Genomic DNA, 21,390 nt, shown 5'->3' on the forward strand with positions numbered 1-21,390 from the left:
GTCAGTAACGGTAATCGACGCGCAGATCGAACGTGCGCGGATCGCTCGGCACCGCCATGCCGAAACTGTCGATGCTGATCGGGCGGACCTTGTTCTCGAGGTTTTTCACCCGGGCCAGCACGCTCCAGGCGCCACCGGCCACGGTGTAGCGCAGCGAGGCGCCGGTCTCGGTGCGTGCCGGCACCCGGTAGCGCAGCAGTTGCGACGCCACGGCAATCTCGTAATCGGCGCTGCGCCGGGTATCGAGGCCCGCCGCCAGCACGCCGTCGGCCACGCGCATGCTGCGTTCGTAGCCGAGCGACACGGTATGCGCCGGGGCCCGATCGAGCTTGTTGCCGTTCCACGAATGGACACCGTCCGGCGAGTAGCGCACGTAGTGGGCGTCCAGCAGCGACAGCGCGTACACCAGCTGGTCCTGCGCGGTCAGCTTGAACTGGCCCTCGAGTTCCAGTCCCTTGACGCTGGCCTCGCCGGCATTGTTGGTGATGAAGCGGGGCGCACCGGCCACAATGGCTACACCCGAGAGCTGCAAATTGGTGTAGTCATAGCTGAACACGGAGACATTGAGCGCGCCGCGCTGGTCGAGGAAGCGGGTCTTGACGCCGGCTTCGTAGGCGCGCAGTTGCTCCGGCTGGTACACCAGCGTGGTGCGTGGCACGGCCAGCGCCGGGTTGCAGGTGAGTCCCAGCGCCTGTGCGCCCGCCATGCAGCCGTCATTGAAACCGCCGGCCTTGTAGCCGGTGGCGATCGACGCATACACCATGGTCGATGGCGTGACATCGAAGTCCGCGCCCAGGCGCCAGGTGGCCTGGTTGGTGGCCAGGTCGGCAGCGTTGAGCAGTTGCAGGTCGGTGGCAGGGTTGAACACGCTGGCCTGCTGGAAGCTGGTGGCGCCATAGCGCGATTTTTTATCCATGGTGCGGCGCGCGCCAGCCGTCAGGCGCAGGTCGCCGCGCACCTGGTAAGTGGCCTGGCCGAACAGCGCCTTGCTGGCCGAGCGCGTGGGGCCGTGCGGGAAAGCGTAATACGGCGTCAGGCCGGCCGCTTCCAGGTCGCGGAACGCGTACGATTGCGACGACCGTTCGCGGAAGTAGTACACGCCGGCCTGTCCCGTCAGCGGCCCGGCGGCCTTGCTGGCCAGGCGCACTTCGTGCGAGTCTTGCCGGTACCAGCCGTCGAAGTCCTGGTGCACGCCCAGCGCCACGCCGGGCGCCACGCGGTAGTAGGAGTTGGTCAACTGCTGCTGGTCGTAGTCGCGGTGCGAACCGAGGTAGTACAAGGTGGCCGCGCCCAGGTCCCATTGCAGGTCGGCGCCGAGGCTGGACGTCGTCTTGTGGCTGTAGCCCTGCGATGGTGTCGAATTGGGCGAGATGAAGCGGTTGGTGAGCAGGTTGCGCGTGCTGCCGCCTTGCCAGACCGGTGCGCCGGCGGATACGCCCGAATAGAAATTGGTGTCGGGGACGAAGCTGTCGTTGTTGTCGTCCACCCGGCTGTGGTCGGCGCGCAGCAGCAGGGTGGCGTCGCGGTGCAGCCTGATTTTGGCAGACAGGCGCGCGGACACGTCGTCGCGGTCCAGTCCCAGCGCGTACGGCGTATGCTGGCCGTTGCGCAGGTAGCTGTCGTGGCGGTGCGCCACCACGGCCGCGCGCAGCGCCAGCGCGTCGTTGACCGGCACGTTGAGCATGGCGCCGGCCTCGCGGCTGCGATAGTTGCCGATGCCGGCATGGGCATCGAAGGCGAAGGTATCGACCGGCGTCCTGGAGATGACATTGACGGCGCCGGCGGTCGTATTGCGGCCGTACAGCGTGCCTTGCGGTCCGCGCAGTACTTCCACCCGTTCCAGGTCGTAGAACGACAGATTCTGGATTTGCGGCCGGGCGATATAGACGCCATCGACCATGAAGGCGGCGGACGGATCGCCCTTGCCGGTGGTATCGGCACTGGACACGCCGCGCATGGTGATGCGCAGGCCGTCGGTGGCATTGTCGAATTCCACGTTGGGGATGGCGGCGCCGATGTCGCCGGGGTTTTCGAGACCGCGTTCGACCAGTTGCCGTTCTCCCAGCACCGTCATCGACACCGGCGTCTTCGATTCCAGCGCAGGCGTGCGCTGGGCGGTGACCACGACCTCAGGCAGGGCTGCGCCCGCTTGATCCTGGGCGGCGGCGGGCGCGCCGGCCAGCAGGATCAGCGGCGACAAGGTCAATGCCAGTGTGGCGGCGTGGTCGGGAACGCAAGATTTCAACATGAAAGCAGTAGGAAAAGCCAAACCTCGCAGTCTATCAGCTTGGCTTCACATTTAGTAGCTGCTAGAACAACATAATTTCCTGATTGCTATTTTTACATACCAAGGTGTCATGACTTCAGCCCAGCACACCCGGGTTCCGTTGCCAGATGCTGTAGCACAGCGCCCCGGCGAAGGTGACCCAGGCTATGTAGGGCAGCAACAACAGTCCGGCCACGCGGTCGCGCCGGCCGAAGGCGACGATGGTGGCGGCAATCGCCAGCCACAGCACGATGATCTCGGCAAACGCCAGCGGGCCGTTGTGCCAGGCAAAGAACAGCCAGCTCCACAACGCGTTGAGCGCCAGCTGCGCCACGTACAAGGTCAGCTCGGGCCGCACGCTGCGCTCGGACGCGGTACGGTAAACGCGCCAGGCGGCGACCGCCATCAGGGCGTACAGCGCCGTCCACGCCGGCCCGAACAGCCAGGCCGGTGGCGCCCACGCGGGGCGGTCGAGCTGCTGATAGAACGCGCCGGCCTGCGACGTGGCAAACGCGCCGATGGCGGCAAACACAAAGGTGAACACCACCCAGCCGGCCAGCGCCGGCAGTTGCAGTGGTCGTGAAGGGGGAAGGGTATGCGTGGTCATGGCAGGTGCTCCGTGATGGTAAGCCAGATGGTGAGCCAAGGGCGGCCCACACTCCGTTCGCCAGCATACATATGGCCGCAGGTCAGACGCAAGTTAGGAGTCTTCCGACACCAGCTTGCGACGAGTGCCGATAGGCGCGCGCGCCCAGGCTCCGCATAATCAACCGGCCGGGTGGCGTGCCGGCTCGCGGGCACGCTCACCAGGCACACTCAACTACAAGGGGAAAAAGATGAATCTGATACTGTGGATAGTCATAGGCGGCATCCTGGGCTGGCTGGCCAGCCTGGTCATGAAAACCGACGCCCAGCAAGGCCTGCTGCTCAACGTGGTGGTCGGCATCGTCGGCGCGCTGCTGAGCGGCTGGCTGCTGGCGCCCGTGCTGGGCACCGGCACCATCAACTCCGACGACTTCAGCCTGGCCTCGCTCGGTGTGTCGTTCCTCGGCGCGCTGATCCTGCTGGCCATTGTCAACCTGTTCCGCCGCGGCCGGGTGCGATGACCGTGGACAATCAGGCGAACTTGGTTTTCTTGAGGTATTTCTCGACGTCGCGGTAGCTGTCGTCGCTGCCGGCATAGCGCACCAGGTTGCGCGCGGTTTTCAGCCATTCGATCGTGGACGGCTGCATCTGCTCCAGGGCGTATTCCATGTCCTTCGGGCCGATCGGCCGTTCCGGCGCCCCGGACAGGATGTCGTGCAGCGTGCTTTCCTTGGCCAGGTCCACCAGGCCGTCGATGTCGGCGCCCGAGTAGTGGGGCGTGGCCGTGACCAGCGCGTCCACGTCGATGTCCTGCACCGGGATGTCGCGCAACTTCAGTTCGATGATGTGCTTGCGCGCTTCGGCATCCGGCGGCGGCACGAACAGCTGGCGCGCAAAGCGGCCCGTGCGTTTCATGGCCTGGTCCACGTCCCACGGCATATTGGTGGCGGCCAGGAACAGCACGTCGCGGTTGTCGCGTTCGAAGCCGTCGAGCTGCGACAGGAATTCGTTGACGATGGTGCGGCTGTTTTCGCTGTGCGCCTTGCTGCGCGAGAAGGCCAGTGCATCGAGTTCGTCGAAGAACAGCACGCACGGCTTTTGCGCGCGCGCTTTTTCGAACAACTGCGCCAGCGCGCGTTCGCTTTCGCCGTGCCACATGCTGAGCACTTCGCTGATGCCCACCGACACGAACGAGGCATTGCACTCGTTGGCGATGGCGCGTGCGATCATGGTCTTGCCGCAGCCTGGCGGGCCGTACAGCAGTATGCCGCCGCCACCGCTTTTTTTAAATTTGGCGAACAGGCCCGGGCGCAGGAATGGTTCGATGATGTGCAGGCGCAGCGTTTTCTTGAGGTCTTCCATGCCGCCCACGTCGGCAAAGCGCACCTGGTCCGGCGCCTGCGGTTTCAGGGGCACCACCTTGGCGCCGCCACCTACCACTGACAGCACCGGGCCGGTCGCCGGCCGTGCCTTTTGCTGCAATTGTTCCAGCGCGTCGTACGGGGCGAAGTCCGGGAGCTGGCGCGCCGCCGTGTACGCTTCCAGCGCTTCCGGCGTGCGTTCCAGGGCCAGCAATGCCAGCGCCTTGCCGGTCAGGCTGGCAGCGTCCGGTCGCTGGCGCGCCACCAGTTCGAACTGGGTTAAAGCAGCCGGCGCGTCTTGCGCGTCCAGCAGCAGGCGGGCGTAGCCGAGGCGCGAGTCGATATTGAACGGGTCGCTCACCAGCGCCGCTTCGTAGGCTTCTCGTGTCATGGTCATGGCGGTCAGAGTCCTGCGCGGCGTTTGAGCCAGCGCGTCAAGAGTGATGGATAGATCCAGGAATAGGCGCAATAGCCGAGCAAGGTCCAGGTGGCGGCGCTGGCAAACAGCGGCGCCTGGTTGCGTACCAGGTTCAGGCCCAGCAGGGTGAGCACGTACAACGCCCCCGAGGCTGCCCAACCCCAGCGGTTGAGCGGCCAAAGCGGCAACATGCTCCAGTGGCTCAGCGCATCGAGCTGCACCACCAGTTCCAGTACCTCGCGCGAATTCGGATACAGCTTGAGCAGCTCCACCGCGATGCGCTTGGCGGCCTTGTAGCGGCCCCGGCTGAGCAAGTGCGTGATCAGCATGCGGGCCGTGTTTTCGCTTTCCGGGTGGCCTTGCAGCAGCCGCGCCAGGCCGGCCTGCTCGGCGCCCTTGCGGCCGTCGATGATGTCGCCGATCAGGCACGTGGTCAGGGCCAGCTCGTTGTTCGGGTCGAGCCGGAAGGCTTCGCGCGCCAGCGCCTGGGCTTTTTCGATGTGCAGGGTGCGGTACATCAGCAGCGCATAGCGCGCGTACTGGAAACCCGCTTCCGGGTATTCGCGGATCAGCTCGATCAGCAGCAGTTCCGCTTGCGGCAGGTCGCCCTGGTCCTGCAGCACGTTGACCATCAGCGATCGGGCGCCGTAGTCCTCGGGATCGTGGGCCAGGATCTGTTGCAGCGTGTGGCGAGCTTCGTCGCGGGCGCCGGTGTCGTAATCGACGCGAGCAGCGGCAAACAGCAGCGTGCTGTCGTTCGGGTAGTGCGCCAGCGCTTCGCCGATCAGCACCCGTGCATGGGCGTAGCGGTTGCGTTCGAGCAGGCCGTCGATTTGCAGCGCGTAGTCGCGCGCGGAAAGCAGGGCGTTTTCGCTCATGACGCTATTCCCTTGATCACGTCAAACAGGCGGAAGAAGCTGACATAACCGATAACGATACAGATAATGGCCGGGATCCACGGCGACGGCGGCTTGTCGTGGAAGAAGGCGGCCGAGCGGTGCTGCTTCTGGTGCAGGCCATAGAACACGCCGCAGATCGCCAGCGACAGCACGGTGCGCAGTGCACGGAAAGTGTCGTTGCCCAGCAGCTCGACCAGGCCGGCAAACAGCATCGGCTGGAACAGCAGCGCGTACACCAGGCTGACAACCGCGCCGGCGCCCAGCACGATCACCGGAATATCGCCGGTGCGGCGCAGGCGCCAGGAATTCAGACTGCTATACAGCAGGATGGACACCGGGCCGCCCAGGAAGGCAACCAGGAAACTCGACTGGACGGAGTACAGCGTGACCGGCCGCGTAGTGGCCGACAGCGAGGGGGTAAGCAGATGTTCGCGCATGGGGAGGTTGTGGTCGGCAAGGCCGCATGGTAGCAACTCGCGCCGATCCGGGCAATTAATTTGTTGCTCCTATGGTAGTCTTACGTCTGCGCGCACTGGCGCGGGCATATTCAATAGTGATTGCGGGGATGGCAGGCATGGTAAGTATTGTTCGGGCGGCGATGGTGGTGGCGATGTCCATTTCAATGATGTTGACGGTACCGCAGGCAGCGGCGGCCGAAGCGCCTCCCAAGGGCTCGCTGGTAATCGCCGGCGGCGCCGTGCGCGGTGACAATACCGTGATCTGGCAGCGCGTGGTGCAACTGGCCGGCGGCGCCGGCGCCCGCATCGCGGTGCTGCCCAGCGCAGCCGGCAACCCGGTCCGTTCCGGGGCCTACGCGGCCGCAGGGCTGAACAAGCAAGGCGCCAACGCCTTCGTGGTGCCACTGGCCGTGCGCATGAAAGACCGCGATTACCGCCGTGACGCCGACGACGACACCATTGCGCAATCGATCCGCGACGCGGGCGGCGTGTATTTTTCAGGCGGCGACCAGGCCCTGATCACGCAGGCGCTGGTGCGCCCCGACGGCAGCCGCACCAAGGTGCTCGAAGCGATCTGGGATGTTTATCGGCGCGGTGGCGTAATCTTCGGCACCAGCGCCGGCGCCGCCATCATGAGCACCACCATGTATTACGAGGCGAAAACCGTGTTCGGCACCCTGAGCGAAGGCGTCAATGGCCGCGAGCTGGCCCTGGGCCTCGGTTTCGTGGGTGACGACATCTTTATCGACCAGCACCTTTTAGCGCGCGGACGCTTTGCGCGCATGCTGCCGGCCATGCTCAAGAAAGGCTACAAACTTGGCATCGGTATCGACGAGAATTCGGCCGTGGTGATCAATGCCCAGCGCGAAGTGGAAGTGCTGGGCTACCAGGGCGCGCTGGTGGTGGACCTCACCCGTGCCACCGTCAACAGCGACGTCGAGCAGTTCAACCTGCAGAATGCGCGCCTGAGCTATCTCGACCGCGGCGACAAGTACGACCTTAAATTGCACAAGTACACACCGTCCGAAGACAAGGTCGAAGGCAAGGTCGATCCGGCCAATCCGTATTACTCCGACCCCGTGTTCTCGGCCGACGTGCTGGGCCATAACACCATCCTGATCATGATGTCCAAGCTGGTGGACAGCTCGCAGACAGAGGCAATCGGCATCGCTACCGCAGGCCCGGGCGAGCCGCACCAGGAACTGGGCTTCGAGTTCAAGCTCACTCGTGATGCCGCCACCACCGGCTATTCCTCGGCCGCATCGGAAGCGTACACGGTCCTCAATATGCGGCTCGACGTGCGGCCGCTGAAAATCACCCGGCCCTGGTACCAATGATTTCGCACGTTTTCGTGGGCGTGAACGACTTCGCGGGCGCGCTGCGGTTTTACCATGCGGTGTTGCCCGAGCTGGGCCTGGCGCTCAAGTTTTCCGATTCCGCAAAACCTTGGGCGGCCTGGATGAAGCCGGGCCAGCCGCGCCCGCTGTTCGTGGTCGGCGCACCGCATGATGGCGGCGCTGCCACGGCAGGCAACGGCAACATGGTGGCGCTGCTGGCGCCATCACGCGCGGCGGTGGACCGCGCCTACCAGGTTGCGCTGGAGGCTGGCGCGACCTGCGAAGGACCGCCAGGTTTGCGGCCGCACTACCATGCCGACTACTACGGCGCCTATTTCCGCGACCCGGATGGCAACAAAATTTGCGTTTGCTGCCACGACCCACTAGTGCCGTAAGTTCCCATCTTCTTTTTCAATCCTGGTCGGACACCTGCACGAACGTGAGCCGGTTGCCGAACGGATCCTTGATCGACATTTCCCTGCTGTCCCATGGCATCTCTTCGATGCCGGGCCGCGCATAGCCATACGGCTTGGCGGCCAGTTCGGCGTGCAGGGCGTCGATGTCGTCCACCGTTACGCGAATCGCCGCACCAGGGCAGCAATCGCCGTGGTGTTCGGTCAGGTGCAGCACGCAGGCGCCGCGCGATACCTGCTGGTACAGCGGCATGCCCGGCTCGAAACGGTGCTCCCAGTCGCGCGTAAATCCGAGGTAATCGATATAAAACGCGCGCGCTTTTTCTTCATCGAACATTCTGAGCAGCGGTGTGACAGTACCAATTTGCATTTCTAATCTCCACGGAAATTCAGACCCTGAATAGTACGCCCGATGTGGCTGCGCATGTCGATTGCGTCAGCATCGGTGGCGTCCGGCTGGCTACGCTGGACACAGGCTCATCGCGAGTCCTGTGTTCCGTTACCCACTCTGGAGGTACTGATGGAAGATCAAATCTATAACCTGTTTCTCACAAGCGAGCAAGGCTGGAGCCTGTTCGGCACCTTGCGCCTGCGTCGTATCGAGCCCGACACGTCCACCGGCAGCGTCCGCTTGCCGGCCCGGGCGTCCGAGGCGCTGGTGCCCGTCACGCAGGAACTGGTGCCGGTGCCGATCGAAGGTGAAATTTCGCTGCCTTTACTGGCGGCATTTCGCCAGGTACCGCTGCGCGGCATTGCTTTTGCCACCGCCGCCGGCCTGTTCTCGTTCGCCCTCGACAGCGGCAACGCGCGGCCGTCAGCCGGCATCCAGCTTTTTCCGTTCGGCAGCCCTGACCTGGGCGGCTTCGTGATCTGGGGCAGCAGCAACTATAGCGAACTGGTGTTCAGCGTCCTGGCGCGCCAGCTGCCGCGCGCCTTCTGATGTCACTCCTAACTGTTATGGAAGGAAACACTATGGATGAGTTTGTGTACAACCTGCTCCTGAAATCGCGCGGTGGGCTGATCTTGTTCGGCGTCTTGCGCTACCGCTTGAGCAGCCTGGAGGCCGACCAGGGAGGAGACGGGAACCTCTTCACCTTGCCGGCATTGCGCCAGGCCCACCACCAGCAGCCGCAACAACAGCAGCTGGAAAACATTTTTGCGCTGGTGTACCGGGCCGAAGGCACGGTCACGATTCCGCTGTTGACCGGCAACCGCGCCATCCCCGTTGACGATGTGGCGTTCTTTATCCAGATGGGACCGCCGATCGTCACCCGGCTGTTTGCCGACGACAGCCGCGTGCTGATGTGCTTCAACCAGGTCAACAACGAGCAGATCGGCGGCGGCCTGTTGTGGGGGCCGACCAATACCAGTTTCGGCTTGCTGGGCAAGCGGCAAATCTTGCCGGCTTGACGGTTCTTCTGCCTGACAAGGCATTACACCATGGAGGTCATGATGGACGAGAGTATCTACAATTTGCTGCTGACCAGCGAACTGGGCCTGAGCGTGTTCGCGACCCTGCGCATCGACTACGATCCCGGCACTGTCCTGCCGGACAGTGCCGGTCAGCCGCCCGCAATCCTTGAACAGTTGCGCCACCAGGTGCCGCCGCAAGCCCAATACATCGAGATCACCGAAGCGCCGCTGGCCGGAACGCTTACCGTGCCGCTGCTGACCGGCCTGGCCCCGGTGCGCCTGACCGGCGTGATCTATTCAGCGGTCGGCTTCCCGCTGTCGGCGGTGCTGTTCAACACCGGAACGCCTTCGGTGGTGCTGCAGTTCGGCTTCTTTTCCCGCGTCGCGCTGGTGGGCGGACTGCTATGGCAACCGGGGCCGCCGGGCACAGCGTTGACCGTGCCGTTCAGCTTGCTGGCACGGCAAGTGGGCACGCTGGCATGACGCCACACCATCAACCAGGGAGATAGTCATGGATGAGAATATCTATAGCTTGCTGTTGAAAAGCGCAACGGGTCTGACCTTGCTCGGGACGTTGCGGTACTCGATCGACTTCACCACTGCACTCGATGCAAGCGCGGACCGGCAGCAGCAGGCTGCCACGATCGGCGGCGTGGTGTACCCGGCGCGTGGGAGTATCACCATCCCGTTCCTGACCGGTCTGCAGCCGGTGCCGTTGAGCGGCTTCGCGATCTACGTGCAGATGGGGCAGCCGCTGCTGAACTGGTTCTACAGCGAAGACGCGGCGCGGGGACTGACCGTGCAATTCAATCCCATCGGTTTCGAACGCATCGCCGGCGGCTTGCTGTCGCAACTGCCGAATTCGAATGTCGTGGAATACGCCTTCCTCGGCAGGCGCATCGCGCTGCCAGCCTGAGCGTGGGCAGCTCATATCACCACACCATGGAGGACATGATGGACGAGATTATTTTCAGGTTGTTGCTCACCGGCGAGGGTGGTTACGCCCTGTTCGGTACCTTGCGCTTTCGCGTGCTGCTCGAATCGCAGGCAGGAGCGGCGGCGCCACCACCCGCTTCGGCCCTGACCGTGGCGAGTGGTTCGGCACAGCCACTCGGCACCGCCACGGTAGTCGTGTACCCGGTGCAAGGCTCTCTGTCGATACCGCTGTTGACAGGCTTGGGCCGCGTGCCGCTGACCGGCGCCTTGCTGGTCACGCCGGCTGCCGGACTGGCGTATGTGCTCGGTAGCGTCGATCCGGCACGCCAGGCGATTGTCAAATTCAACAATATTGATGGTTTGCGCATTGCCGGTGGGGTCTTGTGGCGCCCCGGCGATCCGGCCGAACTCGTGTTCAGCTTTCTGGGCACGGCCACGCCGTCGCCGTTCTGATCGATACATCCAAGAAGGAGAGTGTCATGGACGAATTAGCTTATTACACCTTACTGCTCAGAACGGCGCAGGGCTTGACGCTGCTGGGCACGCTGCGCTTCCAGGTAGTGTCGACGGAACCTCTCGATCGCTCGCCGGCCGGCACCGAGCAACTGCTGGCGCAAGCGCAGCAGCAGAGCACGACAGAACTGTTCGTGTATCCGATGGAGGGCAGTATCAACATTCCCCTATTGACTGGCCTGGCACCGGTGCCGCTGGAAGGCACGGCCTGGTTCCCGCTCATCGGTCCTTTCGTGACGGCGTTTCTTTCCTCGACCGACCAGCGCTTCAGCGTGGGCATGCAACTGTACGAGCTTGATCCCGAGCACATTTGCGGCGGCCTGGTGTGGCGTTCCGGTGAGTCGGGCGAGCTGACCTTCAGCCTGCTGGGAACACTGGTGCGGGTACCTGCCTGACGGACGACGGCAAATGTCGAATGGATCAGGATGGCGCTCACTGCCGCTGGCTAAGCTGAACGTCCGACCTGTGCGGGTCGGGCGGTTTTTTATTTCTTAGCTATCCATGGGAGGTCATGATGAACGACTTTATTTACAACCTGATACTGACCGGAGAGCAGGGCCTGACGCTGTTCGGCACCTTGCGTTATCGCTTTACCGATCCGCTGGCGACTGCGCCCGACGGCGGCGTGCCGGCGCTGCTGGCTGAAAACCAGCAACTGGGCGTGATCACGGCGGTCGTGTTGCCGGTGGAAGGCTCGGTGTCGATTCCGCTGCTGACCGGCTTTGGCCGCGTGCCATTGCAAGGGGTGGCGCTGGCCACGGCGGCCGGCCCGATCACCACGGTGCTGGGCGGCACCGATCCGGCCCGCCAGGTGTTCGTGCAGTTCAATCAGATCACTGGCAACCAGATCGCCGGTGGACTGGTGTGGCGTCCGGGTGAACCGGCTGAACTGGTCTTCAGCCTGCTGGGCTTTCAGCTGCAACTGCCATTCTGAACGTGGTCACCCCGAATTCATATCGAAGGAGATTATCATGGACGAATCCGTTTTCACCCTGTTGCTGAAAACCGCGCAGGGATTGACACTGTTCGGTACTTTGCGGTTCAGCATCGACTTCACCCAGCCGGTCGATCCGGCCCAGGTCGCTAATGCCGCCAAGCCCGGTACCGGTGACGTGGCCAGCCTGTTTTCGCAAGTGCAGCAGCAGGCCACGTTCGATCTGTTTGCGTACCGGATCGATGGCTCGGTCACCATTCCATTCGTGACCGGCTTGCGGCCGGTGCCGATCACGGGCCTGGCGCTGTTCACCTTCCTGGGCCCACCGGCAACTTTCATCACCAGCAGCACCGATCCGACCCGCAACCTGTTCTTCCAGTGGAACCAGCTGACCAACGATAATATCGCTGGCGGCCTGGTGTGGCGCCCTGGCGAGCCCGGTGAGTTGATCTTCAGTGCGCTGGGAACGCAGCTGCCTGCTTGATCCGTAATGGCAAGGCAAAAAAAGGCGCGCATCCAGTCGGAGCGCGCCTTTTTCGCATCAATAGTATTCCGGTACGATGATTTCCGCAGGCACCGGGCGACGCACGTAGTCGTCATGGTATTCGCGCTCGGGCAGGGTGATTTCCGGGTGCGGTACTTCCACGTAGGGCATTTGCGACAGCAGGTGGTGGATGCAGTTGAGGCGCGCCTTTTTCTTGTCCACGCCTTGCACCACCCACCATGGCGCTTCCGGAATGTGGGTGCGCTCCAGCATGATTTCCTTGGCCTTCGTATATTCTTCCCAGCGGCGGCGCGATTCCAGGTCCATTGGGCTCAGTTTCCATTGCTTGAGCGGATCGTGGATCCGGCCGAGGAAACGCGCATTCTGCTCTTCGTCCGAGATCGAGAACCAGTACTTGATGACCTGGATGCCCGAGCGGGCCAGCATGCGCTCGAATTCCGGCACGTCCTGGAAGAATTCCTCGTACTGCTCGTCGCTGCAAAAACCCATCACGCGTTCGACGCCGGCGCGGTTGTACCAGCTGCGGTCGAACAGCACGATCTCGCCGGCGGCCGGCAGGTGCGACACATAGCGCTGGAAATACCATTGCGTGCGTTCGCGGTTGTTGGGAGCGGGGAGGGCAGCGACGCGGCACACGCGCGGATTGAGGCGCTGGACGATGCGCTTGATCACGCCACCCTTGCCGGCGGCGTCGCGGCCTTCGAAAATGATCACCACCTTGTGGCCGGTATGTACGACCCAGTCCTGCAGCTTGACCAGTTCGGCCTGCAGGCGGAACAGCTCGCGGAAATAGAGGCGGCGCTCTTGCTTGGCCGATTCGGTGCGCTCGTACTCGATGACCTTGCGGGTGACCGGGTCGATTTCGCGGTCTTCGAGTTCCATTTCCAGTTCTTCGTCGTAGCCGTCCATCAGCTCGAAATGCACTCGTTCGAGCAATTGTTCCTGGTTCAGATTCACGCAACACTCCTCAGTTTGGACTTTCATCACTGTACCCGCCCAATATGACGGGCCGATGACGTAAAAAAGGGCCGCTTGCGCGGCCCTTGTACTGAGCTAACTGCTTTATATACTAGTTGCGGCTTAGTTGCGTATGTCGAGGCGGCGATTCAAGCTCAGCGCCGCCAACGAGGCGACCGCACCCGACAGCAGGTACAGACCGGCATAAGCGAGGCCGAAGTGGGTCGATACGCCCAATGCTACCAGTGGTGCAAACGCGGCACCGACGAGCCATGCCAGATCCGAGGTCAGCGCCGCGCCGGTGTAGCGGAAGCGTTGTTCGAAGTTGGCGGTCACGGCGCCGGAAGCCTGGCCATACGACAAGCCCAGCAGCGCAAAGCCCAGCAGGATGAAGATGTTCTGGCCACTTTCGCCGGCGTCGAGCAGGAACGGCACGGCCACGCTGAAGATGGCAATCAGGGTCGCCAGCGTACCAAGGGTGCGGCGACGGCCATAACGGTCAGCAACAATGCCGGAAATGATGATACCGATGGTCATCAGCACCACGCCCAGCAACTGCACGCCAAGCACGCCGGTGAGCGAGCGGGTTTCGTTGATGGCCACCCACGACAGCGGGAATACCGTTACTAGGTGGAACAGCGCGTACGATGCCAGGGCGGCCAGCGCGCCGATGACGATGTTCCGGCCTTGCTTGCTCACCAGTTCGACAGCGCTGACTGGTTCGAGTTGACGGTCGTCGAGCAGGTTCGAGTACTCGGTGGTGGTCACCAGGCGAAGGCGGGCGAACAGGGCCACGACGTTGATGGCGAACGCTACATAAAACGGATAGCGCCAGCCCCAGTCGAGGAAGTCGGCCGACGACAGCGCTGCCATCAGGTAGGCAAACAGGCCGGCAGCAATCGCAAAGCCCAGCGGCGCACCGAGCTGGCCCAGCATCGCGTACCAGCCGCGCTTGTTTTCGGGTGCGTTCAGCGCCAGCAGCGACGGCAGACCGTCCCACGAGCCGCCCTGGGCGATACCCTGGCCGATGCGGAACAGTGCCAGCAGCAAGATGGCGGTGGTGCCCAGCGATTCAAAGCTTGGCAGGAAGGCAATACCTGCGGTGGAGACACCCATTACCATCAGCGCCAGCGTGAGCTTGGTTTCTCGTTTGAAATGGTGTTGAACTGCCATAAACGCCACAGTTCCGACCGGGCGAGCGATAAACGCTAGCGAGAAAATCGCGAAAGCGTATAGTGTTCCGTCAAGCCGGCTGTAGTTTGGAAAGAATACGGACGGGAATACCAGTGCCGAAGCAATGGCATACACGAAGAAGTCGAAATACTCGGATGCGCGGCCGATCACCACGCCGATTGCTATCTCACCTGGAGAAATATGCCCATCCCTGGCATTGATGTTGCGGGCGCCCTGGCTGGTTTGGGGTTGTTCGTGGACGCCAGCTTGGACGCCATTCAGTGTAGTCGTGTTGGCCATGGTCTCGTCTCTTTGTGAGTTAATAATTATCGCGCGCGTCCATGGCCGGTAGGACAAAGTGTCCAATAGCATGAAGCACCCGTGATTGGTACAGTAGCATGTTATCCATCATTAGTAACGAAAATTACCGCATGATTCCTCCTCTCGTCCGCCGTGGACTGTTCCTCGCACCGTTGTTGTGGCTAGCTGGCTGCAACACGGTGGTGTTGAACCCGTCCGGAGATATCGCTGCACAGCAAGCTGATCTGGTTGTCATTTCAACCTTGCTGATGTTGTTGATCATCGTACCTGTTATGTTTTTGATCTGTCTGTTCGCTTGGCGCTATAGGAAGTCAAATACTTCCGCCAAATACGAACCGAACTGGGATCACTCCACCAAGCTCGAGCTGCTGATCTGGGGCGCACCGCTGCTGATCATCATCGTGCTGGGCGCGATCACCTGGATTTACACCCACTTGCTCGATCCGTATCGTCCGCTGTCGCGCATCGACCATGAGCGTCCGCTGGCCGCCCACGTCAAACCGATGGAAATCCAGGTCGTGGCGCTGGACTGGAAGTGGATGTTTATCTACCCGGAACAGGGCATTGCCACCGTGAACGAGCTGTACACCCCGATCGACGTGCCAGTCCGCTTCAAGCTGACCTCGACGACCGTGATGAACGCGTTCTATATTCCTGCACTGGCCGGCATGATCTACACCATGCCTTCGATGCAAACGGAACTGAACGCAGTGATGAACAAGGTGGGCGTGTACGACGGCTTCTCGGCCAACTACAGCGGCGCCGGCTTCTCGCAGATGCGCTTCAAGTACCACGGCGTGACGCAAGCCGACTTCGACGCCTGGGTCGCCAAGGCCAAGGCCTCCGGTGGTGGTGAGCTGAACCGCGCTGAATTCATCGCCCTGGACAAGCCGACCATCAAGCACCCGATCATGCACTTCGCCTCCGTGGAGCAGGGCCTGTTCGACCGCGTCGTCAACCGTTGCGTTGCCGATGGCGCCGTGTGCATGAACGAGCAGATGCATAGCGATTCCAAGCGCGTCAAAGCCGCTGCCGTCGCCAAGCAACTGGAAGCAGAAGTTTGCGAAACCGACGTTGCTACCGCTGCGGTTGCCGCACCAACTATCCGTAAAGAATGACCATGTCTGATACCAACCTGAATACATCAACTTCGTTGATCATGGGTAAGTTGTCGTGGGCGGCCATCCCGCTCCACGAGCCTATTCTGATCGGCACCTTCGCGGGCGTGGCGCTGGGCGGCATACTGTTCCTGGCCCTCATGTTCAAATTCCAACTGTGGGGCACCCTGTGGCGCAACTGGATTACCAGTATCGACCACAAACGCATCGGCATCATGTACATGGTGCTCGGTATTATCATGCTGCTGCGCGGCTTTGCCGACGCCATCATGATGCGTGCGCAACAGGCCATGGCCTTTGGCGACAATCCCGGCTTCCTGCCACCGCACCACTTCGACCAGGTGTTTACTGCCCACGGCACGATCATGATTTTCTTCGTCGCCATGCCCCTGGTAACCGGCCTGATGAACTACGTGGTGCCGCTGCAAATCGGCGCGCGCGACGTGGCATTCCCGTTCCTGAACAACTTCTCGTTCTGGATGACCACCTTCGGCGCGATGCTGACCATGGCGTCGCTGTTCATCGGTGAATTCGCCAAGACCGGCTGGCTGGCGTTCCCGCCACTGTCGGGCGTGCTGGCAAGTCCTGATGTGGGGGTCGATTACTATATCTGGTCGTTGCAGGTGGCCGGGGTGGGTACCACACTGTCCGGCGTCAACCTGATCGCGACCATCGTCAAGATGCGCGCGCCAGGCATGGACTTGATGAAAATGCCGGTATTCACCTGGACCTCGCTGTGCACCAATGCACTGATCGTTGCATCGTTCCCGATCCTGACCGTGACCCTGGCGCTGCTGTCGCTGGACCGTACCGTCGGCACCAACTTCTTCACGAACGAACTCGGCGGTAACCCGATGTTGTACGTGAACCTGATCTGGATCTGGGGCCACCCGGAGGTGTACATCCTGATCCTGCCGGTATTCGGCGTGTTCTCGGAAATCGTCTCGACCTTCTCGGGCAAGCGCCTGTTCGGTTACACCTCGATGGTGTACGCCACCGTCGTGATCACCATCCTGTCGTACCTGGTATGGCTGCACCACTTCTTCACCATGGGTTCGGGCGCCAGCGTCAACTCGTTCTTCGGTATCACCACGATGATTATCTCGATCCCGACGGGCGCGAAGATCTTCAACTGGCTGTTTACGATGTACAAGGGCCGCATCCGCTTTGAAGTCCCCATGCTGTGGACCATCGGCTTCATGCTGACCTTCGTTATCGGCGGTATGACCGGCGTGATGCTGGCGGTTCCGCCAGCCGACTTCGTGCTGCACAACTCGCTGTTCCTGATCGCCCACTTCCACAACGTGATTATCGGCGGCGTGGTGTTTGGTCTGTTCGCAGGTATCAACTTCTGGTTCCCGAAAGCGTTCGGCTACAAACTCGACGAGTTCTGGGGCAAGGTATCGTTCTGGTGCTGGCTGGTCGGTTTCTGGGTGGCGTTCACGCCGCTGTACGTGATGGGCTTCATGGGCGTTACCCGCCGCATGAACCACTTCGACGACCCTTCGCTGCAAAAATGGTTCATCATCGCCGCCATTGGCGCCTTGATCATCGCAGCCGGTATCGGCGCCTTCCTGATTCAGCTGTTCGTCAGCTTCATGAACCGCGAAAAACTGCGCGACGTGACCGGCGACCCATGGGGCGGCCGTACCCTGGAGTGGGCGACCTCGTCGCCACCGCCAGACTACAACTTCGCATTCACGCCAGTCGTGCACGACAGCGACAGCTGGGCTGATATGAAAGAAAACAACTATCAGCGTCCGAAGAGCGGTTTCGTGGCCATCCACATGCCGAAGAACACGGAGATGGGCTTCATCATCGCCGCCATCAGCTTCGTGCTTGGCTTTGGCCTGATCTGGCACATGTGGCTGTTGGCCGGCCTGAGCTTCGTGGCCATGATGGTTGCGATCGTCGTCCACACGTTCAACTACAAGCGCGACTACTACATCCCTGCGGAAGAAGTAGTTCGTACCGAAGAAGCCCATACTCGTCTGCTGGAACGTCATGTCTGAAATTACCGCTAACGGCGCCGCGAGCGCCGACCCAAGCGCGCGTTACTGGACGCGCGACCACCACCCGGAGAACAGCACCTTGCTGGGCTTCTGGTTGTACCTGATGAGCGACTGCCTGCTGTTCGCCGGCCTGTTCGCCACTTACGCTGTGCTGGGCCGCAACTATGCTGGCGGCCCGACCGGCGCCGAGCTGTTCGAACTGGGCACGATCGCGCTGAACACCGCGTTCCTGCTGCTGTCGTCGATCACGTACGGCTTCGCCATGATCGCCGCCCAGCGCCGCAAGGTTGGCGCGGTGATCGGCTGGCTGATCGTGACCGGCCTGTTCGGCCTGGCCTTCCTGTTCCTCGAAATCGAAGAGTTCATGCACCTGATCCACCTGGGTGCCGGTCCGCAGCGCAGCGCGTTCCTGAGCTCGTTCTTCGCACTGGTCGGTACCCACGGCCTGCACGTGACGTTCGGTATCATCTGGCTGGTCACCCTGATCTTCCAGGTGAAAAAGCACGGCCTGACCGTTGAAAATCGTCGTCGCCTGATGTGCCTGTCGATGTTCTGGCACTTCCTGGACGTGATCTGGATCGGTGTGTTTACCTTTGTTTACCTGATGGGAGTTCTGCCTTGAGCGCGCCAATTAATCACGGTGGTCACGACCACCACGGCCACGACGACCATGGTCATCACGAGCAGGACGATGGCAACCATGGCACGATGAAGGAATACGCGATCGGCTTCGTGCTGTCCGTGATCCTGACCGCGATTCCGTTCTGGCTGGTGATGGCCAAGGTGTTCGACAAGTCGAGCACCACCGCCTTCGTCATCCTCGGCTTCGCCGCCGTCCAGGTGGTCGTTCACATGATCTACTTCCTGCACATGAACGGCAAAAACGAAGGCGGCTGGACCTTGCTGTCCACGCTGTTTACCCTGATCCTGTTGATCATCGTGATGGCCGGTTCGATCTGGGTCATGTACCACATGAACATCAACATGATGCCTTCGATGGGTGACGACGTGCACAACATGCATGAGATGAAATGACGGGCGGCGCTGAACAGCGCCAGCGTTCCCGCACCCTGCGCATCAGCCTGGCCATTCTGGCCGGGTTGATGTTTGCAGGGTTTTTTGCTTTGGGAACCTGGCAAGTCTATCGACTGCAATGGAAGCTGGCCCTGATCGAACGGGTGGACCAGCGCGTGCACGCGCCTGCGATCGACGCACCGACCGTGGCCCAGTGGCCGCTGGTCAGCGCCGAGACCGACGAGTATCGCCACGTGCGCATCACCGGCACGTACCTGCCGGGCGCCGACACCTTGACCCTGGCCTCGCTCGACCGCGGCATCGGCTATTGGGTGCTGACGCCCCTGTGCACGGCCGATGGCGGCATTGTCATGGTCAATCGCGGCTTCGTGCCGGCAGGCGCGGGCGGCTGGCGCGCGCAACCGGCGCCACCGAAAGTGCAAGCCGATGCCTGCGGCACGCTGGCCGAGTCGGCACCGGCGCCAAGCACGGTATCGGGCCTGCTGCGCCTGAGCGAGATTGCCAGTTCGCTGCGCAAGAACGAACCGGCGCGCAATTATTGGTACACGCGCGACACCAAGGCGATTGCCGAGGCGCGCGGCTTGCCGGCCGTGGCGCCATACTTTATCGACGCCGACGCAGCCTCCGCTGCGGCCGCCAATTTGCCGGTACCGGGAGAAACCGCCGTGCCTGTGGGCGGCCTGACGGTGGTATCGTTCGTCAACAATCACCTGGTATACGCGCTGACCTGGTATGGCCTGGCGCTGATGGTGGTGGCCGCTGCCGTGTGGGTGGTGCGCGATGCCCGCAGGAGTAAACAAGAAGGCGTGAATGGCGAAAGCTAACAAGAACCCGTTCGACCATGGCAGCAGGCCGCTGCCGGTGATCGAGCCGCTGGCGGCAGCCAACTCGATCACCCACGCGGCCGGCCACAAGAACATGCAGCAGCTGATCCAGCTGCGCTGGATCGCCGTGGTCGGCCAGGTGGCAACGATCGCGATTGCCTCGATGCTGCTCGACGTGCAGTTGCCGATGCCGGCCATGCTCAACGTACTGGCGTGCCTGATCGCCTTCAATATCGCCAGCACCTTGCGCTGGCAGGAAAACCAGGTGGTGTCCAACAGCGAGCTGCTGCTGGCGTTGACGGTCGATGTGGCCAGCCTGACGGCGCAGCTGTACCTGTCCGGCGGCGCCACCAATCCGTTCGTGTTCCTGTACCTGCTGCACGTAATTTTAGGCGCGGTGCTGCTGGAAACCTGGTCCACCTGGACCATTGCCGGCGTTACCGGTTTTTGCATCGCCGGCCTGGCGCTGTTCTCGGAGCCGCTGCGCCTGCCGCTGGACCAGGAGCGCGGCATCATGAGCCTGTACGTGCAGGGCATGCTGTTGTGCTTCATCATCGACGCCGCGTTGCTGGTGGTGTTCGTGAACCGCATCATGCGCAATATGCGCACCACGGCCAGCAAGCTGGCTGACCTGCGCCAGCGCGCGGCCGAAGAAGAACATATCGTACGCATGGGCTTGCTTGCATCGGGCGCAGCGCACGAACTCGGCACGCCGCTGGCCACGCTGGCCGTCATCCTCGGCGACTGGAAGCGTATGCCCGAGTTCAAGGGCAACCCGGAACTGCTCGAAGAGATCGGCGAAATGCAGACCCAGCTCCAGCGTTGCAAGGCCATCGTCAGCGGCATCCTGCTGTCGGCCGGCGAAACGCGCGGTGAATCGTCGGAAGCGACCACGCTCGACGATTTCCTGTACGACGTGACGGCCGAATGGCGCATCGGCCGGCCGGTACAGCAATTCGAGTTCGACAACCGCGTCGAGGTGGACTTGCCGGTCGTGGCCGACTCCACGGTCAAGCAGATGATCAGTAACCTGCTCGACAACGCACTCGAAGCGTCGCCGCGCTGGCTGCGGCTCGACGCGGTGATCGAGGCAAATGCGCTGGTACTGACGGTGACCGACGCCGGCCCCGGTTTTGCCGAGGCGATCCTGGCGCAATTCGGCAAGCCGTATAATTCAAGCAAAGGACGGCCGGGCGGTGGACTCGGACTGTTCCTGGTGGTGAACGTGGCGCGCACGCTGGGCGGCACCGTGGCCGCCAGCAATCGTGAAGAGGGCGGGGCGGTGGTGCGGGTCCACCTGCCGCTGTCGGCCATCGCCATACAACCGGAACAAGCACATGATTACTGAACCCGTCGCCGATCAACACGTATCGGATCAACGCGTACTTCTGCTGGTCGAAGATGACGCCGCCTTTGCCCGTACGCTGGGCCGCTCGTTCGAGCGGCGCGGCTACCGGGTATTACTGGCCGAGAATGTCGACGAGGCCAGCGCGGCCTTGATGGACAATTCGCCCGGCTACGCCGTGGTGGATTTGAAACTCAAGGGCAATTCGTCCGGCCTGGCGTGCGTGCAGATGTTGCACCAGCACGATCCCGACATGCTGATCGTGGTGCTGACCGGGTTCGCCAGCATCAACACGGCAGTGGAAGCGATCAAGCTGGGCGCCTGCCAGTACCTGGCCAAGCCGTCGAACACCGACGACATCGAGGCCGCGTTCGAACACGTGGCCGGCACCGCCGAAGTGGAAGTCACCAACCGCACCACGTCGGTCAAAACCCTGGAGTGGGAGCACATCCACACGGTGCTGGCGGAGACCGACTTCAATATCTCCGAAGCGGCCCGCCGCCTCGGCATGCACCGCCGCACGCTGGCCCGCAAGCTGGAAAAACAGCGCGTCAAATGACCTGATCC

The 21,390-nt window shown here is 62.3% G+C and carries 26 protein-coding genes; 18 read left to right on the forward strand and 8 right to left on the reverse strand.

What is annotated here, in order from left to right:
• Nucleotide 1 precedes the first annotated feature (1 nt).
• Entirely contained in the window at nt 2–2,248 is a 2,247-nt protein-coding gene (locus SR858_RS12055) for a TonB-dependent receptor (RefSeq protein WP_322534575.1), read from the reverse strand.
• Nucleotides 2,249–2,363: 115 nt separating this feature from the next.
• Entirely contained in the window at nt 2,364–2,873 is a 510-nt protein-coding gene (locus tag SR858_RS12060) for a TspO/MBR family protein (protein WP_019921040.1), read from the reverse strand.
• Nucleotides 2,874–3,102: 229 nt separating this feature from the next.
• Here SR858_RS12060 and SR858_RS12065 point away from each other — a divergent pair, with 229 nt between their 5' ends.
• Nucleotides 3,103–3,372 carry a GlsB/YeaQ/YmgE family stress response membrane protein gene (locus tag SR858_RS12065; RefSeq protein ID WP_019921041.1) on the forward strand — a complete coding sequence of 90 codons (270 nt, stop codon included), beginning with the start codon at nt 3,103–3,105 and terminating at the stop codon, nt 3,370–3,372.
• 10 nt (nt 3,373–3,382) lie between these two features.
• Here SR858_RS12065 and SR858_RS12070 read toward each other — a convergent pair whose 3' ends face one another.
• The 3 genes from SR858_RS12070 to SR858_RS12080 are packed head-to-tail and all read right to left on the reverse strand — an operon-like array spanning nt 3,383 to nt 5,966.
• Nucleotides 3,383–4,609: an ATP-binding protein gene (locus SR858_RS12070; protein ID WP_019921042.1), complete on the reverse strand. Its 1,227-nt coding sequence runs from the start codon at nt 4,607–4,609 to the stop codon at nt 3,383–3,385.
• A gap of 5 nt (nt 4,610–4,614) precedes the next feature.
• Nucleotides 4,615–5,508: a tetratricopeptide repeat protein gene (locus SR858_RS12075; RefSeq protein WP_019921043.1), complete on the reverse strand. Its 894-nt coding sequence runs from the start codon at nt 5,506–5,508 to the stop codon at nt 4,615–4,617.
• Nucleotides 5,505–5,966 carry a hypothetical protein gene (locus SR858_RS12080; protein WP_019921044.1) on the reverse strand — a complete coding sequence of 154 codons (462 nt, stop codon included), beginning with the start codon at nt 5,964–5,966 and terminating at the stop codon, nt 5,505–5,507. Before SR858_RS12080 ends, SR858_RS12075 begins: the two co-directional genes overlap by 4 nt.
• 137 nt (nt 5,967–6,103) lie before the next feature.
• Here SR858_RS12080 and SR858_RS12085 point away from each other — a divergent pair, with 137 nt between their 5' ends.
• Together SR858_RS12085 and SR858_RS12090 are read left to right on the forward strand one after the other, a co-directional pair.
• Complete coding sequence (locus tag SR858_RS12085) at nt 6,104–7,324, forward strand: cyanophycinase (protein WP_154819809.1); 1,221 nt, start codon at nt 6,104–6,106, stop codon at nt 7,322–7,324.
• Nucleotides 7,321–7,719 carry a VOC family protein gene (locus SR858_RS12090; RefSeq protein WP_019921046.1) on the forward strand — a complete coding sequence of 133 codons (399 nt, stop codon included), beginning with the start codon at nt 7,321–7,323 and terminating at the stop codon, nt 7,717–7,719. Before SR858_RS12085 ends, SR858_RS12090 begins: the two co-directional genes overlap by 4 nt.
• Nucleotides 7,720–7,735: 16 nt before the next feature.
• Here SR858_RS12090 and SR858_RS12095 read toward each other — a convergent pair whose 3' ends face one another.
• Complete coding sequence (locus SR858_RS12095; RefSeq protein WP_026637137.1) at nt 7,736–8,107, reverse strand: glyoxalase superfamily protein; 372 nt, start codon at nt 8,105–8,107, stop codon at nt 7,736–7,738.
• Between the two features lie 150 nt (nt 8,108–8,257).
• On the opposite strand from SR858_RS12095, the gene SR858_RS12100 reads away from it, so the two are divergent.
• The 8 genes from SR858_RS12100 (at nt 8,258) to SR858_RS12135 (ending at nt 12,017) form a co-directional block, all read left to right on the forward strand.
• Nucleotides 8,258–8,677, forward strand: a complete 420-nt coding sequence (locus tag SR858_RS12100) for a hypothetical protein (protein ID WP_019921048.1) — start codon at nt 8,258–8,260, stop codon at nt 8,675–8,677.
• A 32-nt stretch (nt 8,678–8,709) separates the two neighbouring features.
• Complete coding sequence (locus SR858_RS12105) at nt 8,710–9,147, forward strand: hypothetical protein (protein WP_019921049.1); 438 nt, start codon at nt 8,710–8,712, stop codon at nt 9,145–9,147.
• A gap of 39 nt (nt 9,148–9,186) precedes the next feature.
• On the forward strand, nt 9,187–9,633 hold the full coding sequence (locus SR858_RS12110) for a hypothetical protein (protein WP_154819810.1): 447 nt from the start codon (nt 9,187–9,189) through the stop codon (nt 9,631–9,633).
• A 28-nt stretch (nt 9,634–9,661) separates the two neighbouring features.
• Nucleotides 9,662–10,066 (forward strand): hypothetical protein, encoded by a 405-nt coding sequence (locus tag SR858_RS12115; protein ID WP_026637138.1) that lies wholly within the window; start codon nt 9,662–9,664, stop codon nt 10,064–10,066.
• Between the two features lie 35 nt (nt 10,067–10,101).
• Nucleotides 10,102–10,539 carry a hypothetical protein gene (locus SR858_RS12120; RefSeq protein ID WP_154819811.1) on the forward strand — a complete coding sequence of 146 codons (438 nt, stop codon included), beginning with the start codon at nt 10,102–10,104 and terminating at the stop codon, nt 10,537–10,539.
• Between the two features lie 26 nt (nt 10,540–10,565).
• Entirely contained in the window at nt 10,566–10,994 is a 429-nt protein-coding gene (locus SR858_RS12125; RefSeq protein ID WP_019921053.1) for a hypothetical protein, read from the forward strand.
• Nucleotides 10,995–11,110: 116 nt separating this feature from the next.
• Nucleotides 11,111–11,533 carry a hypothetical protein gene (locus SR858_RS12130; RefSeq protein WP_019921054.1) on the forward strand — a complete coding sequence of 141 codons (423 nt, stop codon included), beginning with the start codon at nt 11,111–11,113 and terminating at the stop codon, nt 11,531–11,533.
• Between the two features lie 37 nt (nt 11,534–11,570).
• The gene (locus SR858_RS12135; protein WP_019921055.1) at nt 11,571–12,017 is read left to right on the forward strand and encodes a hypothetical protein; all 447 of its coding nucleotides are present in this window, start codon (nt 11,571–11,573) and stop codon (nt 12,015–12,017) included.
• Nucleotides 12,018–12,074: 57 nt separating this feature from the next.
• Here SR858_RS12135 and ppk2 read toward each other — a convergent pair whose 3' ends face one another.
• Together ppk2 and SR858_RS12145 are read right to left on the reverse strand one after the other, a co-directional pair.
• Nucleotides 12,075–12,947 carry a polyphosphate kinase 2 gene (ppk2, locus tag SR858_RS12140; protein ID WP_407654708.1) on the reverse strand — a complete coding sequence of 291 codons (873 nt, stop codon included), beginning with the start codon at nt 12,945–12,947 and terminating at the stop codon, nt 12,075–12,077.
• Nucleotides 12,948–13,118: 171 nt separating this feature from the next.
• Entirely contained in the window at nt 13,119–14,468 is a 1,350-nt protein-coding gene (locus SR858_RS12145) for an MFS transporter (RefSeq protein WP_026637140.1), read from the reverse strand.
• A 131-nt stretch (nt 14,469–14,599) separates the two neighbouring features.
• On the opposite strand from SR858_RS12145, the gene cyoA reads away from it, so the two are divergent.
• Genes cyoA through SR858_RS12180 form a run of 7 tightly spaced genes read left to right on the forward strand, consistent with a single transcriptional unit; the run spans nt 14,600 to nt 21,382 of the window.
• Nucleotides 14,600–15,607, forward strand: coding sequence for a ubiquinol oxidase subunit II (gene cyoA, locus SR858_RS12150; protein ID WP_026637141.1), 1,008 nt, complete (start codon nt 14,600–14,602; stop codon nt 15,605–15,607).
• A complete protein-coding gene (cyoB, locus tag SR858_RS12155; RefSeq protein ID WP_019921060.1) occupies nt 15,604–17,619 on the forward strand; it encodes a cytochrome o ubiquinol oxidase subunit I in 2,016 nt (671 codons plus the stop codon). The genes cyoA and cyoB overlap by 4 nt, the downstream gene beginning before the upstream one ends.
• Nucleotides 17,612–18,241, forward strand: coding sequence for a cytochrome o ubiquinol oxidase subunit III (gene cyoC, locus SR858_RS12160; RefSeq protein WP_019921061.1), 630 nt, complete (start codon nt 17,612–17,614; stop codon nt 18,239–18,241). Before cyoB ends, cyoC begins: the two co-directional genes overlap by 8 nt.
• Nucleotides 18,238–18,654, forward strand: coding sequence for a cytochrome o ubiquinol oxidase subunit IV (gene cyoD / locus SR858_RS12165; RefSeq protein ID WP_026637143.1), 417 nt, complete (start codon nt 18,238–18,240; stop codon nt 18,652–18,654). The genes cyoC and cyoD overlap by 4 nt, the downstream gene beginning before the upstream one ends.
• Complete coding sequence (locus SR858_RS12170) at nt 18,651–19,478, forward strand: SURF1 family protein (protein ID WP_019921063.1); 828 nt, start codon at nt 18,651–18,653, stop codon at nt 19,476–19,478. The genes cyoD and SR858_RS12170 overlap by 4 nt, the downstream gene beginning before the upstream one ends.
• Nucleotides 19,465–20,826, forward strand: a complete 1,362-nt coding sequence (locus tag SR858_RS12175) for an ATP-binding protein (protein ID WP_019921064.1) — start codon at nt 19,465–19,467, stop codon at nt 20,824–20,826. The genes SR858_RS12170 and SR858_RS12175 overlap by 14 nt, the downstream gene beginning before the upstream one ends.
• Nucleotides 20,816–21,382, forward strand: coding sequence for a response regulator transcription factor (locus SR858_RS12180; RefSeq protein ID WP_019921065.1), 567 nt, complete (start codon nt 20,816–20,818; stop codon nt 21,380–21,382). The genes SR858_RS12175 and SR858_RS12180 overlap by 11 nt, the downstream gene beginning before the upstream one ends.
• Nucleotides 21,383–21,390 lie beyond the last annotated feature (8 nt).

Source organism: Duganella zoogloeoides, from assembly GCF_034479515.1.
In the GTDB taxonomy this organism is placed as follows: domain Bacteria; phylum Pseudomonadota; class Gammaproteobacteria; order Burkholderiales; family Burkholderiaceae_D; genus Rugamonas; species Rugamonas zoogloeoides.